This is a genomic window from Mangrovibacter plantisponsor (assembly GCF_003182475.1).
Classification (GTDB): domain Bacteria; phylum Pseudomonadota; class Gammaproteobacteria; order Enterobacterales; family Enterobacteriaceae; genus Mangrovibacter; species Mangrovibacter plantisponsor.
In genome coordinates this window covers 26,990-42,156 of sequence record NZ_QGTS01000002.1, presented here as the reverse complement: position 1 = coordinate 42,156, position 15,167 = coordinate 26,990, and the positions used below count along the sequence as shown (strand labels likewise).

Genomic DNA, 15,167 nt, shown 5'->3' with positions numbered 1-15,167 from the left:
AGGCCAGTCGGAACGTATGATTCACTGCCTGCCGGGCCAGGCTATCATCAGACCCTGTTAAAGTCCGTGACAGCCCCGTAGTCTGCGGGGTACCTTTGCATCAAAGCGAGTTTAAAATAGCAGAACTTACTGCCCTGGTGTACCCAAAACCATTATTGCGGTGCAAAACTGTTTATTGTTGACTAATCCTGTGTAATCAGTTTGTTGTTAATTCCCCGGCATACACAGGCAACCAATGCTGGCTGGCAAAGGTGAACACACAGAATCTGTATGTTCACCTGCTAATAACGTGTTGGGTCAACTGACAGGCGGGGTGACACTAACGTGTCAGTTGCTGGAGCGTGGTTAATTGAGCAACGGCTTCCTGCATGGCATCCATCCCTTTCGCCACCACTTTCAGGCGTTCCAGGCTTTGAGCCACATTGTCTTTTTCATGGCTGTTTTGCTCACTCATATGGGCAATCTGGTCTGCCGCGTGAATGCTCTGGTCAGCCATCGTTTGGGTTGCAGCTACCGTTTCCCGGGTGACCAGGCGTATCCGGCCGATAGTTTCCACAGACTCGCCAATACTTTGTGCGGTTGCCGTAGCCTGTTCTTTGGCTTTGTGAGCCAGGCGGCGCACTTCTTCTGCCACTACGGCGAACCCGCGCCCGGCTTCACCCGCGCGTGCGGCTTCTACCGCGGCATTCAGCGCTAACAGATTGGTCTGGTCTGCAATACTGCGGATCCCCCCGGTGATTTTGGTTATTTCCTCAGATATCGATTCCAGTGACTGCAACCCTTCTTCCAGGCGTTTTTGCGCTTGCTGGGTTTCCCCGGCTGAAGTACTCATGGCACGAATACTGTTCTGGGCAACATCCAGTGCATCACTTTGCCGGTGTGTGGCCTCTTCCAGTAAAGGTAACGCCGAAAGTAACGGGCTGAGCTCCTGCTGGTAGTTAATCACCTGGTCGATAACCCGTGATTGCAAGCGGTGCAAAGCTTCCCAGCGCCGTAAGGTACGTTGCGCATAATGGGCAGCATAAGCCGCATACTCCACCGGGAAATGGCGCATCGCATGGTTGTCTTTATCAAAAAACACCAGTGCCGAGAGTGTCTGGTTAATTGGCACCCCAAGAATTTCGCCAAAGCTTGAGAACCCGGCAGCTGGCAGGTTGCCAAAAAAGCGTGCCGCTGGAAGTTGCGCTTTGTTACCCACACGGCGTAACACGCAGTCGTTCAGGATCATGCCGGAAGGTGAGCCATGTTCAGCCACGAATTCCTGCCAGTCACGCTGGGTATGGCTGATAAAATCAGTCGCTTTCAGTAAATAGAGCCGGTCACCGAATTCCAGGTCGCAGAAAAAGTGAATACTCTCCTGGGTTATCTGTGCCACTGAGCGAATAAAAAAGTCATCGCCCACTTTCACACCAAAGGTGTACCCCTCCAGCCCGCTGGCGAGGGAATCCGGCGAACACCCCAGTTGGCTGGCAAGATAAGGCACAATGGGGTGTTCATGCCCGGTGTCGTCAAATACGGAGGTGACAGTACGGGCTACCGGGTCTGCATGGGCAATCAGCCAGCTACTGCGGGTTGGCTCAAAATTCTGGCTCTTAAATGGAGCAAAAGATTTCCCGTCTGCAATGCGGCAAAACACCACTACAGCCTGGCCCTGCAAAACCTGGCCTTTACTGCCAATCCAGGTACCACTGAAATCCAGCTTACCGCCAGCGGAACCGCCAATGGCAAGGCAGGGAAAACGACCGGCTTTATACCAGGCCTGCATTAAGAAGCCTTCAGATGCCGACAGGCCATCGCAATAAACCAGAGCAAAGGTATTTTCTGCAGAAAGCGGAATGTTGACCTGCAACGCACCAAGTTCGCGTGAAATAGCATCAACACGGGTGGCGACTGTATGAGTATCACTGGCATGCAGGTTTACATGGTGTACTTCATGTTCTTTCACCAGCGTTTGTGGCAAAAACAGCCAACTGCCTTCCTGCCCTTCTTCGTCAGCATATAAGCACTGTTTTTGCTGGCACAATGTTCCGGTGGAAGAGAGCACCAGCACACTACGTGCGGGAGTACCAAAACGTTGCCACGCTTCACTCACCTGGCGGAAGTTCGCCTGGGGTGGAACGAACACCATTAATATGCCGCCTTTATCAGGCACACCGGCCTGGCGCAGCGAGGCGGGTAATTTTTGGCAATTGAACACCCCACTTACCGGGTGTGCGCCGGTTAATGCACGGGCAGGAGCTGATACAAAAGAAGATAAAATTCCCATAGCGGCCTCATTGTTTTTAATTGAACCAGGAAACCCGCGTTATCAGGAGGAGAAGTACAATCTGTCACAGGTATTATCGACAAGGCGTAGCCATTATTAAGCAAAATGTTACGCGGATGTTGTCAGTTGTGGTGATGATCGCAGTTTCATGCAACGGCCCGGAGAAAATTTGCCCCAGGGAAAATTAACCCTGCGCAGGTTCGCGTTTTTGGTCCTGGATGCGGGTTTGCCTCGTTTCAGCTATGGGGAGTACCCCGCTATACCCCTGAAGTATAAGCTGTTTTGTAGTGAGATCTGCATCACAACCTTTTATCTCTGGTACGTTATAAATAAAGCCATTCAGGTATGACTTTCTTACCTGCGCATCAGGGGTTTTAAGTGGTTAATTATTTTTAAACGCTGTCTGTCAACTTATTCGTTCGTACAGTGGTTGTAGTGGTCGTCGCTGTTACTACTGTGTTCCATGTGTTGTTGGTTGTAGATGTCGTAGATGTAGATGTAGATGTAGCTAAGGTCGTCGATGTCGTTCTTACTGTCATTGTTCGTTATTCGTTAAGCTGTTGCAGTAAAGCAATAACCGCAGTTGTGAAACAGAAGTACTGAGTTACGTCATGTCATTTCGTTAAAGCTGTCGTTGTACAGATGTAGTGTTATAGATGTCGCGTTAAGCCGTTTCGTTGAAGTTGTATTATCTGTGAAATTGGGTTTTACCCACCTGTAACCAAAAAGGCGCCTGCTTTCGCAGACGCCTTTTTTACACCCCAAATACACCAGGTACGCTTAAATAGTGCGGCTATATAAAGAGTACGGACTAAGCAGCTGTCGCAGACTCCGCATGCTGTGCACCACGCAAACGCCACAACACCACCCAACGTTGTAATGCCGAAACCAGAATTACCGCCCCCAGCACCACCATAATGACAGAGATAACCCCGTTGAACAGGTTGTAGCCTTTTGCTGCCGGGTTGAAATAAACATATTTCACCATCCAGTATGCGGCATAGTTTACTGTGACATACAGATACGCCAGCGGAACCAGGCAGGTAAGGATGTAAATACGTTTTTCAGACAGGCGCAGAATAATCGTCGCACCAATAATCAGGCCAATTGAAGCCATTAACTGGTTAGAAACCCCGAACAACGCCCAGACCGAATTGATATCCCCGGAGTTCAGCAAATACCCCCATAATGCACAGGCAACAATACTGCACCCCACCGCACCGGGTACCCAGGTAGTGCGTTTTAACGGCGGCCAGATATCACCCAGAAAATCCTGTAGCAAATAACGGGCTACGCGGGTTCCGGAATCGACGGCAGTCAGAATAAATACCGCTTCGAACATCACCACAAACTGGAAGAAGTACGATGCCAGGTGGCTGAACCAGGGAACCCGGGTAAAGATATCTGCCATCCCTACCGCCAGTGTCACCGCCCCACCCGTGCGCCCGTACAGATCCAGGCCAATTTCCTGGCTCAGTTTCGGCAGGTTAACTACATCCATACCCAGGCCGGCAAAGGTAGCTGGAGCAGAGTTAATGGCGAAATAATCGGCCGGGTGTAACGCTGTTGCGGCAATCAGTGCCATTACACCGACAACACATTCCGCACACATGGCGCCAAAAGCAACCGGCAAAATATCATTCCATTTATCAATCTGTTTTGGTGTGGTGCCTGAACCAATAAAGGCGTGGAAGCCTGAAATCGCCCCACAGGCAATGGTGATAGAGATAAACGGCCATACCGGGCCTGCCAGCACCGGACCATTACCGCTGATAAACGAGGTTACGGCAGGGAACTGAATTTCCGGGTTAATAAACACTACGCCGATAACCAGCGCACCAAATACACCAATTTTCATAAAACTGGAAAGATAACCGCGCGGTGTCAGTAACATCCACACTGGCAGTGCGGTAGCGAAAAACGCATAGCAGGGTAACACCAGGCTCACCGTCGTTGCTTTCAGGCTCAGCCACTCACCAAATGCGGATTCCTGAATATAAGGCCCGGCCACCACACAGGCAAAAATCACTGCAATCCCAACCCAGGTTGCCGCCCGCATATTACCGGTATAGCGTTCCCATAAGCCAACACCCATCGCCACGGGGATAGTCATAAAGACAGCGAAAGTCCCCCAGGGGTTACGCTCCAGTGCATGAACCACCACCATCGACAAACCCGCCATCGTAATGGTGATGATGAACAACATCGCCAGCCCGGTGCACCAGCCAGCCACCGGCCCCAGTTCAGATTTCGCCACCTCGGATAACGACTTACCCTGGTGTTTCATTGACGCGAATAACACAACTGTATCGTGAACCGCGCCGCCCACAACACAACCTACCAGCAGCCATAAAAAACCGGGGAAATACCCATATTGAGCTGCCAGAACCGGGCCAACCAGTGGGCCAGCGGCAGCGATTGCTGCAAAATGGCTACCAAAGTTCACCCATTTTTTTGTTGGTACGTAATCTTTTCCGTCTTCCAGCAAATGCGACGGTGTGACTTCACTGTTATCCGTATTCAGCACCTTACGGACGAAGAACACGCCGTACAGCCGGTAACAGATAGCGAGAATACACAGCGTGGCAATAACAAAAGTCAATGCATGTGACATAGCCCAACTCCAGAGATAAAGAAGTTCACGGCTATCTTTTCACAAGGAAAGTCTGCAACAGAGGGGTTTACCAGTGAGCGGTTATAAGCGGATTTAAGTGGCGCTATAGCGTACTGAGCGGCGCGGGTGAAGTGTGAATCCGGCATGCCGAACAGCACCACGCCGGGTTCAGAATTTCAGGCCTTCAGGCCAAGCGCCACTTTCAGGTTTTTCAGGTAGCGGCGGCTCACCGGCACGCTTTGCCCGTCGCGCAGCAATAACTCAGCCTGCCCACCTTCATCAAAACGAATCTCTTTCAGGTGCGCCATATTGACCAGGTACTGCCGGTGGCAACGCAACAACGGCGTGCGGGTTTCCAGAGTACGTAACGTCAGTTCCGTAAAGCCTTCATCACCGTGAGCACTGGTCACAAACACGCCACTCAGGCGGCTGCTGACATAACTGACATCTTCAACCGGCAGCAGATAAATACGACTGTGCCCGGTGCAAGGGATATAACGCAGATTCTCACTTACCTGGGGGAGTAACGCCGTATCCTGTTCAGTGCGTTCGTGGCGCAAACGATGCAGGGTTTTTGCCAGGCGGCTGGCTTCAACCGGTTTGAGTAAATAATCAAAAGCATGTTCCTCAAAAGCCTGTACTGCATATTCATCCCAGGCGGTAAGAAACACAATCCACGGGCGTTTTACCGGGTCGAGCATCCCTACCATTTCCAGGCCACTGATGCGTGGCATTTGAATATCCAGAAACACCACATCCGGGTGTTCCCGGTGCACAGCGCCAATTCCTTCCACCGCATTGCTGCATTCACCAATCACCTGGATATCACTTTCCTGCTCCAGCATGGCCCGCAGGTTTTCCCGTGCCAGGGGTTCATCATCCACAATCAGTACGGTAATCATGGCATTTCCTCCAGTGGCAGGCGCAGCGTTACCCGGGTAAAACGTTCTGGCTGGCATTCCACCTGAATGCCACAGGCATCTCCGTATCGCGCCCGCAGGCGTTTATCAACCAACGTCATTCCCAGCCCCTGTGCATCTGGCCCGGGCTGATATAACCCGGCGTTATCTTCAATGGTCAGTACCAGCCATTTGCCCTGAGTGCTGGCGTTAATAACTATCTCCCCGGTTCCCAGTAACTGCGAGGTACCGTGCTTGATGGCGTTTTCGACAATAGGCTGCAACGTAAATGCGGGCAGGTGTTGCATGCTCAGGCTTTCCTGTAAGTTAAGCTGTACATGCAACCGCGACTGAAAACGAGCCTGCTCTATTTGCAGGTAAGCATTCACGTGGTCCATTTCATCAGCCAGGGTAACAACTTCCGCCGGGCGCTTGAGGTTTTTGCGAAAGAACGTAGACAAGTACTGCACCAGCTCGCACGCCTGGTCTTTATCGCGGCGGATCACGGCCACCAGGGTATTGAGCGCATTAAACAAAAAATGGGGGTTAACCTGGGCATGCAGCAGTTTGATTTCAGACTGGGTGAGTAACTGTTTTTGGCGCTCATACTGCCCGGCGAGAATTTGCGCCGAGAACAGACGGGCAATACCTTCACCCAGTGTGCGGTTGATAGAGCTGAATAACCGGTTTTTAACTTCGTAGAGCTTAATGGTGCCCACCACTTTGCCATTCTCGCCGCGCAACGGGATGACCAAAGTGGAGCCCAGTTTACAGTGGGAGTCCAGCGAGCAGCGATAAGGGACCGCATTGCCATCGGCATAAACTACCTCGCCAGTTTCAATGGCACGTAATGTCAGGCCTGAAGAAATGGGCCTGCCCGGCAGGTGATGGTCGTCACCAGTGCCGGTAAACGCCAGCAGTTTCTCGCAATCTGTAATGGCAACCGCACTGATATCCAGTTCCTGGTAGAGCACATGAGCCACCCGCATACTGTTTTCCTGGTTAAAACCGTTGCGCAGAATACCTTCAGTCAGCGCCGCCACTTTCAGCGCGGTAGTGGAAAACGCGGAGGTGTATTTCTCCAGCATGGCGCGTTTATCCAGCAGAATACGCATGAACATGGCGGACCCCACAGTGTTGGTGACTACCATAGGCGCGGCAATGCTCTCTACCAGGTGCAGGGCTTCATTGTACGGGCGGGCAATCAGCAAAATAATCCCCATCTGGAGCACTTCAGCTACGAAGGTGGTTGCGCCCGCCGTTATTGGGTTAAACAACAGGTCTGCACGCCCACGGTTAACCAGGATGCGGTGCATCAGGCCACCCAGCAACCCTTCAACAATGGTGGATATCATGCAACTGAATGCCGTCATACCGCCCATGGCATAACGGTGTAAACCGCCTGTCAGCCCCACCAGGCCACCAACCAGCGGCCCACCCAATAAGCCCCCCATCACCGCACCAATCGCCCGGGTATTGGCAATAGAATCTTCAATATGCAGCCCAAAATAGGTGCCCATAATGCAGAAAAAGGAGAAGGTGACGTAGCAAAGTAATTTGTGCGGTAAGCGGACAGTAACCTGGGTTAACGGAATAAACAGGCGGGTTTTACTCATTAACCAGGCAATAACCAGGTAGACACACATTTGCTGGAGCAACAGCAGAACAAGGTTGAACTCGTACATATACGCCCGCAGGAGTCATCACAGTGATGACGGCTACCTTAGCGCGCAGCAGGTTCGCTTTCTTTGAAGGCTTTCAACTATTTTTGATTTCGCAGAACAAAATGCAGTAAACCATAACAGATACGCATACGGGCCGCTCAAAATGTGGCCCGTATGCAGCGGGTAGCTAACTACCGGTGTGGCAATTACACTGCGCGGAAGGCGATATCCTCAGGAATGACTTCACCCTGCCAGTACATTTGGGCGGCGACACGGCCAGCCAGCTGACGGTAGATAGTGGTGAACTCACTTTCCGGGCGGCTAATGACAGTAGGTGTGCCACGGTCCAGGTCTTCACGCAGGTTAATATGCAACGGCAATTGCCCTAATAATGTGGTGTGGTATTGCTGGGCCAGTTTTTCAGCGCCACCAGTACCGAAGATGGGCTCATGGTGGCCACACTGGCTGCAAATATGCATGCTCATGTTTTCAACCACGCCCAGTACCGGCACTTCCACTTTCTCAAACATCACAATGCCTTTGCGGGCATCAATCAGGGCGATGTCCTGAGGTGTGGTGACCACCACGGCTCCGGTAACCGGAATATTTTGCGCCAGCGTCAACTGGATATCCCCGGTTCCTGGCGGCATATCCAGCACTAAATAGTCGAGATCCGGCCACAAGGTTTCCTGCAGTAACTGCATCAGCGCTTTACTGGCCATTGGGCCGCGCCACACCATGGCGTTGTCATCGGTAACCAGGTAACCAATTGAGTTGGTTGCCAGGCCATGAGCCATGACAGGTGCCATATGGGTGCCATCCGGGGAACTGGGGCGTTCAGCTTCTGCACCCAGCATGGTGGGAACTGACGGCCCATAGATATCGGCATCCAGAATCCCTACTTTTGCCCCTTCTGCCGCCAGTGCCAGCGCCAGGTTCACGGCAGTAGAAGATTTACCCACCCCACCTTTGCCTGAACTGACTGCAATAATGTTTTTAACGCCATTAATACCGGGATGATTTTTCACCCGCTTCATGGTGGCAATATGGTGTGTCAGCTTCCAGTCCACCGCTTTCGCGCCGGTAATACGCAACAGATCTGCGCTACATTGCTCTTTCAGCTCTTCAAATGCACTGGCCCAGGCAAATGGCATCTGCAATTCAATATGCAGCGTGTCATCAAGCCAGGTGACATGGCGCAATGCTTTCAGCGCTGTCAGATTATGTTTAAGCGTTGGGTGCTGAAAATTAGCCAGTGTCCCGGCCACCATAGCTCGCATGGCTTCAGGGGACTTAACCTGGGATTGAGAATTCATCCCGACTCCTTTGCTTTATTCTTGTGATGTGAACCGGCAGGCCGCAAGGCGCTGCACAATGGCTTAAGCATACCAGAACTCCAGCCAGCTCCGGGTAGCGGTGTAAAAATTTCTCATACATTTGCATGCAGCTACGCATTTGTCTGTTCAATCTGTGTTCTGTTGCGATTTTATCCCCGGGCGGTTACGGAAAGTAGCCGTTTCGCCCTTACCAAACGCCTCCCTTTCGGGTAACATCGAAACCCCTTTTTACAACTAAAGATGTAATTGTCACTATGGCTCAAGTCGCTAAAAAAATTCTGGTAACGTGTGCGCTGCCGTACGCCAACGGCTCCATTCACCTGGGTCACATGCTGGAGCATATCCAGGCTGATATCTGGGTTCGTTACCAGCGAATGCGCGGCCACCAGGTCAATTTCATCTGCGCGGACGATGCGCACGGCACGCCTATCATGCTCAAAGCGCAACAGCTGGGTATCAGCCCGGAGCAGATGATTGCCGAAATGAGTCAGGAACATCAGACCGATTTCGCTGGTTTTAATATCAGCTATGACAACTACCACTCCACACACAGTGATGAAAACCGTGAGCTGTCGCAGCTGATTTACACCCGCCTGAAAGAAAACGGTTTTATTAAAAACCGGACCATTTCCCAACTGTATGATCCGGAAAAAGGGATGTTCCTGCCAGACCGTTTTGTGAAAGGCACCTGCCCGAAATGTAAATCACCGGATCAATACGGCGATAACTGCGAAGTGTGCGGCGCAACTTACAGCCCGACTGAGCTTATCGACCCGAAATCGGCAGTTTCTGGTGCCACACCGGTCATGCGCGAGTCTGAACACTTCTTCTTTGACCTGCCTTCTTTCAGTGAAATGCTGAGTGCCTGGACTCGCTCTGGCGCATTGCAGGAACAAGTGGCGAACAAAATGCAGGAGTGGTTTGATGCTGGCCTGCAGCAGTGGGATATCTCCCGGGATGCGCCTTACTTTGGCTTCGAAATTCCCGACGCGCCGGGCAAGTATTTCTACGTGTGGCTGGATGCGCCTATTGGCTACATGGGTTCTTTCAAAAACCTGTGCGACAAACGTGGCGACCTGAACTTTGACGACTGGTGGAAAAAAGACGCCGATTCCGAGCTGTATCACTTTATCGGTAAAGATATTGTTTACTTCCACAGCCTGTTCTGGCCTGCCATGCTGGAAGGCAGCGGTTACCGCAAACCAACCAACTTGTTTGTGCATGGTTATGTCACGGTGAATGGCGCGAAAATGTCCAAATCGCGCGGCACGTTTATTAAAGCGAGCACCTGGCTTAACCATTTCGATGCCGACAGTCTGCGCTATTACTACGCAGCGAAACTCTCTTCCCGTATTGATGACATCGACCTGAACCTGGAAGATTTCGTACAGCGTGTTAACGCCGATATCGTTAACAAAGTGGTTAACCTGGCATCGCGTAACGCTGGTTTTATTGCTAAGCGTTTCGGCGGCAAACTGGCTGAAAACCTTGCTGACCCGGCACTGTTCAAAACCTTCACTGACGCAGCACAAACCATTGGCGACGCATGGGAAAGCCGTGAATATGGCCGTGCCATCCGTGAAATTATGGCGCTGGCCGACCAGGCTAACCGCTATGTCGATGAACAGGCACCCTGGGTGGTGGCAAAACAGGAAGGCCGCGACGCCGACCTGCAGGCCATTTGCTCCATGGGTATTAACCTGTTCCGGGTGCTGATGACCTACCTGAAACCAGTGCTGCCAGTACTGGCTGAGCGTGCAGAAGCATTCCTGAACACCACGCTGAGCTGGGATGACGTGGCAACACCGTTACTGGCCCACCAGGTTAACAACTTCAAAGCGTTGTATAACCGTATTGAGATGAAACAGGTGGAAGCTCTGGTGGACGATTCCAAACAGGAAACTGCGCCAGATAAAGTGGTTACCGGGCCGCTGGCAGATGACCCAATTCAGGACACCATCACGTTCGATGACTTCGCCAAAGTGGATATGCGTATTGCACTTATCCAGAAAGCTGAGTTTGTTGATGGCTCCGATAAACTGCTGCGCCTGACACTGGATCTCGGTGGTGAAACCCGCAATGTGTTCTCCGGTATCCGTTCAGCTTACCCGGACCCGCAGGTACTGACTGGCCGCCTGACCGTTATGGTCGCCAACCTGGCGCCACGCAAAATGCGCTTTGGGGTATCTGAAGGCATGGTGATGGCAGCAGGCCCTGGCGGGAAAGATATTTTCCTGTTAAGCCCGGACAGCGGTGCCCAGCCTGGCCAACAGGTAAAATAAGCAACCCAGTTAATCAGTGCCGGGGCAGGTATCATTCCGCATCTGGCACTCTGCAACGGGTTAGCAAACTGAAAAGGGAGAATACGTTCTCCCTTTTTTATCGCCTGCCTGTTTGCCCATCTCGCACACAAAGCCTTATGTAACGCGCCTGTTTCACTTTATAATCGCCCTGTTAACATTAAGGAGCCCGATAATGAAAGTAACGCGATTTTTTCTGATTGCCGGTATGGTTTTGATGGCACTGGGCGGTATCGGCGGCGTGATGCTCGCTGGCTACACCTTTATTTTACATAGCCAGTAAGCCTGCGTTGCAGGCACTCGAACACCTGGTCCACTATTACTGCGGCCAGCGCCACCAGCACTGCACCCTGAATAACGTAAGCGGTATTAAAACCGCTCAACCCCACAATAACAGGGGTGCCCAGCGTTTTTGCCCCCACCGTTGAGGCGATGGCGGCAGTACCAATATTGATGATGACCGACGTGCGGATACCCGCAATAATCACCGGTGCAGCCAGGGGTAATTCCACTTTCAGTAACACCTGGCCGGGGCGCATCCCCATCCCCTGAGCCACTTCTTTGACTTCTGCCGGTACTGCATTCAACCCGGCCAGTGTGCCCTGTAATACTGGCAATAAACCATACAGAAACAGAGCCAGCATCGCGGGTTCGCTGCCAAACCCCATTACCGGCACAGCCACAGCCAGCACCGCCACCGGGGGGAATGTTTGCCCTGCCGCCGCCAGTGTTTGTACCAGGTGGCGAAAAGGTTCACCCGCCGGGCGGGAGACCAGTATCCCCACACCACCCGCCACGGTAACAGCGCAGGCACTTGAGATTGCCACCAGCACCAAATGTGCCCATGCCAGTGAGATAAAGCTGGACTGTTGCCACACCGGGCGTTCCAGCCCGGGAAACAGGTAGTGAAACAACGGGCCACTGTAAGGCATACCGAACAACAGCCCGAGAAATAACGCTGCCAGCCAGAAAAGAGGTAAACGTAATAGCGTCTTCATGGTGTCACACCCTGGTTAATCACATCCTGCAGGTGCAAGTTCCCCACGACTTCACCAGTGCCATTAACCACAGGCAGAACATGCCGGGCCTGCTGAATAAATGCAGACAACGCTTCGCGCAAAGATAACGCCACTGACACAGGCACCCCGCCACTGGGTGCTTCGCCAAGGCGTACCAGATTTTTCACGCAGTACAGCCCCAACAGGCGAATTCCCCGGTCGCTGTCGCCAAAAAAGCCACGCACAAAATCGTTGGCAGGCTGGCGCAGCAAGGTATCCGGCGCGCCCTGTTGCACCACTTTGCCGTTGTCCATCAGAACCAGGTGGTCAGCAAGTGCCAGGGCTTCGTCGATATCATGAGTGACCAGAATGATGGTGCGCCCCTCTGCGCGCTGCACACGCAAGATCTCTTGTTGCAGGCTGCTGCGGGTAACAGGATCCAGAGCACCGAAAGGCTCATCCATTAGTAACACTTCCGGATCAGCCGCCAGTGCCCGGGCCACCCCAACCCGTTGTTGCTGGCCGCCTGAAAGCTGGTGAGGGTAACGCTGGTAAAATACCGCCGGTTCCAGATTAAGTAATTCCAGTAACTCGATAACCCGGCTGTGTATTTTTTTATCCGGCCATTTCAGCAGGCGTGGCACGGTGGCGATATTCTCCGCCACCGTCCAGTGGGGAAATAAACCAATGGACTGAATGGCATAGCCCATACGCCGGCGCAGAGCTGTAACCGGATGGCGGGTTACAGGCTCACCAGCAAAGCGAATTATGCCGCTGTCAAAATCCACCATGCGGTTAATCATTTTCAGCGTGGTGGATTTACCGGAACCGGATGTACCCACCAGCACACTGAATGCCCCCCGGGCAAAATTCAGCGAGACATCACTGACGGCTGCCTTGCCATGAAAGGCTTTGGTGACATGTTCAAATTCAATCATGGTTGTTATGCTCCAGCCGGTGAATAAGCAGATGGAAAATACGGTCGGCCAGGACTGCCAGCGCCACTACAGGGATAACACCCAGCAGTACCAGTGACTGGGCGCTGGCTGATAACCCCTGGAAAATCAATGCGCCAAACCCACCGGCGCCAATCAGTGCTGCCACCACCGCCATGCCTGTAGTCTGCACAGTAACCACGCGTAAATTACGTAACAACACCGGTAATGCCAGCGGCACTTCCACCTGCACAAAACACTGCCATGGCGTCATACCATTTCCCTGAGCACTCTCTTTAACCGCCTGTGGCACTTGATCCAGCCCGGCGACCACACCGCGCACCAGGGGCAACAGCGCATATAACACCAGAGCGATGATAGCCGGTGCTGCACCAATGCCGCCAATTCCCAGCGTTCCTAACCATGGCAGGGCGTTACCCAGGGCGGAAAGTGGCGCTATCAGTAACCCAAACATGGCAACAGAAGGTACGGTTTGAATCACATTCAACACGCTGAACACAGAAGACTGAGCCTGCGGTTTACGGTGCAGATATAGCCCCAGAGGAATGCCGATAACCAGCGCAGGCAGCAGGGTGCCGAAAGTCAGTGCCAGATGGCGCAGTAACGCATCATCAAACACAGCTTTGCGGTTGGCGTACTCTTTTAGCAAAGACAACCCATCGAAATGGCCGGAATACAACAGGGCCAGCGGAACCAGCCACAATTGCAGGTACATTATGGCGCGTACAGCGGGTTTCATGAGCAGAGAGCGTGCGGCTTCGCTAAACCCAATCAGGCTGATTGCCAGCACCAGCCAGGTGCCGCCTGCCAGTGAAACTCTGGCATAAGGGTGAGAGCTGCCCGCCAGTTGGTTCGCCCAAAAACCACAGGCAAACAGCCAGCCAATAAATAACAGTTCGAATAACAGCACCACCACCAGGCGGTGGCGTGGAGAACTGCATGCCAGCAGCACAACCGCCGCCAGTAACAGTGCGGCTGTTGAATAAGGCACCAGGGCGGAAAGCATTACGGGCTGCCCGCTCAGCAGGCGGTTAGGCGCCATGGTAAGTACAGGCAAATACAGTACGGTAACCACTAACAATGCTACCAGAACCCAGAGCACCGGGTTCTGGCGAAAACTGCCACCAACGTTTTGCCACAACCTAGTCAACAAAATGATTTGCCTTTAGCCAGTTCTGCGCCACACTACCGGCATCGATACCTTCAACTGCAATTTTGGCATTAAGTTGCTGCAACGTTTTTTCATCCAGCGCGCCGAATACTGGTTTTAACCAGGTGGCAATGTCCGGGTGTTCTTTAAGTACTGCTTCACGGATAACCGGCGCGGGTGCGTAAACAGGCTGGGTGCCTTTCGGGTCGCTCAGGGTGCGCAAACCCAGTGCTGCTACCGGGCCATCAGTGCCATAGGCCATTGCAGCATTCACGCCCGAGGTATTTTGGGCTGCGGCTTTGATAGTCACAGCAGTATCCCCACCGGCAAGGGACAATAGCTGGTCCTGTGACAGTGTAAAACCATAAGCTTTTTCGAAAGCAGGCAGGGCATCTGGCCGTTCAATAAATTCGGCAGAAGCCGCCAGTTTGAATGTACCCCCCTCTTTCAGGTAACGGCTCAGGTCATCAAGGGAAATGAGATGGTTTTTCTCTGCCACATCGTCGCGAACCGCAATGGTCCAGGTATTATTAGCCGGAGCGGGTGTCAGCCAGACCAGGTGGTTTTTTGCCGCATCCAGTTGTTTGACTTTTTCATAACCTTGTTGCGGGTTTTTCCAGACCGGGGAACTGGCTTCATTAAAGAAAAATGCGCCGTTCCCGGTATATTCAGGGTAGATATCCAGCGCACCTGAGGTAATTGCGCCGCGCACGACCGGTGTGGTTCCCAGCTGGATTTTATTTTCTGTTTTCACACCATGAGCATTCAGCACCTGCAGAATAATATTGCCCAGTAATGCGCCTTCCGTATCAATTTTCGAACCAACTTTCACCGGGCCTGCTGCCTGTGCAGGTATAGCCAGAACCAGTGCTGCGCCCAGTAAACATGATGACCACAGGGTACTTTTTTTCATTTTCTCTCCGTTTCTCTGTTCGTCAACTGCATGAAAAATAAGGATAGCGGAATATTTCCGGCAAAGGGAT

At 52.5% G+C, this 15,167-nt stretch carries 11 protein-coding genes; 2 read left to right on the top strand and 9 right to left on the bottom strand.

From position 1 onward, the window contains the following. Positions 1-319: 319 nt before the first annotated feature. From DES37_RS02920 to apbC, 5 genes are all read right to left on the bottom strand, one after another. Positions 320-2,197, bottom strand: coding sequence for a methyl-accepting chemotaxis protein (locus tag DES37_RS02920; protein ID WP_245929990.1), 1,878 nt, complete (start codon positions 2,195-2,197; stop codon positions 320-322). Between the two features lie 880 nt (positions 2,198-3,077). Further along, positions 3,078-4,880: a carbon starvation CstA family protein gene (locus DES37_RS02915; RefSeq protein ID WP_110024782.1), complete on the bottom strand. Its 1,803-nt coding sequence runs from the start codon at positions 4,878-4,880 to the stop codon at positions 3,078-3,080. Between the two features lie 176 nt (positions 4,881-5,056). Then, complete coding sequence (btsR, locus tag DES37_RS02910) at positions 5,057-5,782, bottom strand: two-component system response regulator BtsR (protein ID WP_036114826.1); 726 nt, start codon at positions 5,780-5,782, stop codon at positions 5,057-5,059. Beyond that, positions 5,779-7,464, bottom strand: a complete 1,686-nt coding sequence (locus DES37_RS02905; protein WP_110024781.1) for a sensor histidine kinase — start codon at positions 7,462-7,464, stop codon at positions 5,779-5,781. The genes btsR and DES37_RS02905 overlap by 4 nt, the downstream gene beginning before the upstream one ends. Before the next feature lie 185 nt (positions 7,465-7,649). Continuing rightward, positions 7,650-8,759, bottom strand: a complete 1,110-nt coding sequence (gene apbC, locus DES37_RS02900; RefSeq protein WP_036114821.1) for an iron-sulfur cluster carrier protein ApbC — start codon at positions 8,757-8,759, stop codon at positions 7,650-7,652. A 275-nt stretch (positions 8,760-9,034) separates the two neighbouring features. Here apbC and metG point away from each other — a divergent pair, with 275 nt between their 5' ends. Together metG and DES37_RS02890 are read left to right on the top strand one after the other, a co-directional pair. Then, positions 9,035-11,062 carry a methionine--tRNA ligase gene (gene metG / locus DES37_RS02895; protein ID WP_110024780.1) on the top strand — a complete coding sequence of 676 codons (2,028 nt, stop codon included), beginning with the start codon at positions 9,035-9,037 and terminating at the stop codon, positions 11,060-11,062. A 193-nt stretch (positions 11,063-11,255) separates the two neighbouring features. Further along, on the top strand, positions 11,256-11,363 hold the full coding sequence (locus DES37_RS02890; RefSeq protein ID WP_036114808.1) for a protein YohO: 108 nt from the start codon (positions 11,256-11,258) through the stop codon (positions 11,361-11,363). Here the strand turns inward: DES37_RS02890 and DES37_RS02885 are convergent. Genes DES37_RS02885 through osmF form a run of 4 tightly spaced genes read right to left on the bottom strand, consistent with a single transcriptional unit; the run spans position 11,344 to position 15,097 of the window. Then, positions 11,344-12,078 carry an ABC transporter permease gene (locus tag DES37_RS02885; RefSeq protein ID WP_110024779.1) on the bottom strand — a complete coding sequence of 245 codons (735 nt, stop codon included), beginning with the start codon at positions 12,076-12,078 and terminating at the stop codon, positions 11,344-11,346. The two genes, DES37_RS02890 and DES37_RS02885, sit on opposite strands and share 20 nt — an antisense overlap. Then, entirely contained in the window at positions 12,075-13,016 is a 942-nt protein-coding gene (locus DES37_RS02880; protein ID WP_110024778.1) for an ABC transporter ATP-binding protein, read from the bottom strand. Before DES37_RS02880 ends, DES37_RS02885 begins: the two co-directional genes overlap by 4 nt. Further along, positions 13,009-14,187, bottom strand: coding sequence for an ABC transporter permease (locus DES37_RS02875; RefSeq protein WP_281271471.1), 1,179 nt, complete (start codon positions 14,185-14,187; stop codon positions 13,009-13,011). The genes DES37_RS02880 and DES37_RS02875 overlap by 8 nt, the downstream gene beginning before the upstream one ends. Then, positions 14,177-15,097, bottom strand: coding sequence for a glycine betaine ABC transporter substrate-binding protein OsmF (osmF, locus tag DES37_RS02870; RefSeq protein ID WP_110024777.1), 921 nt, complete (start codon positions 15,095-15,097; stop codon positions 14,177-14,179). Before osmF ends, DES37_RS02875 begins: the two co-directional genes overlap by 11 nt. Positions 15,098-15,167: the final 70 nt, after the last annotated feature.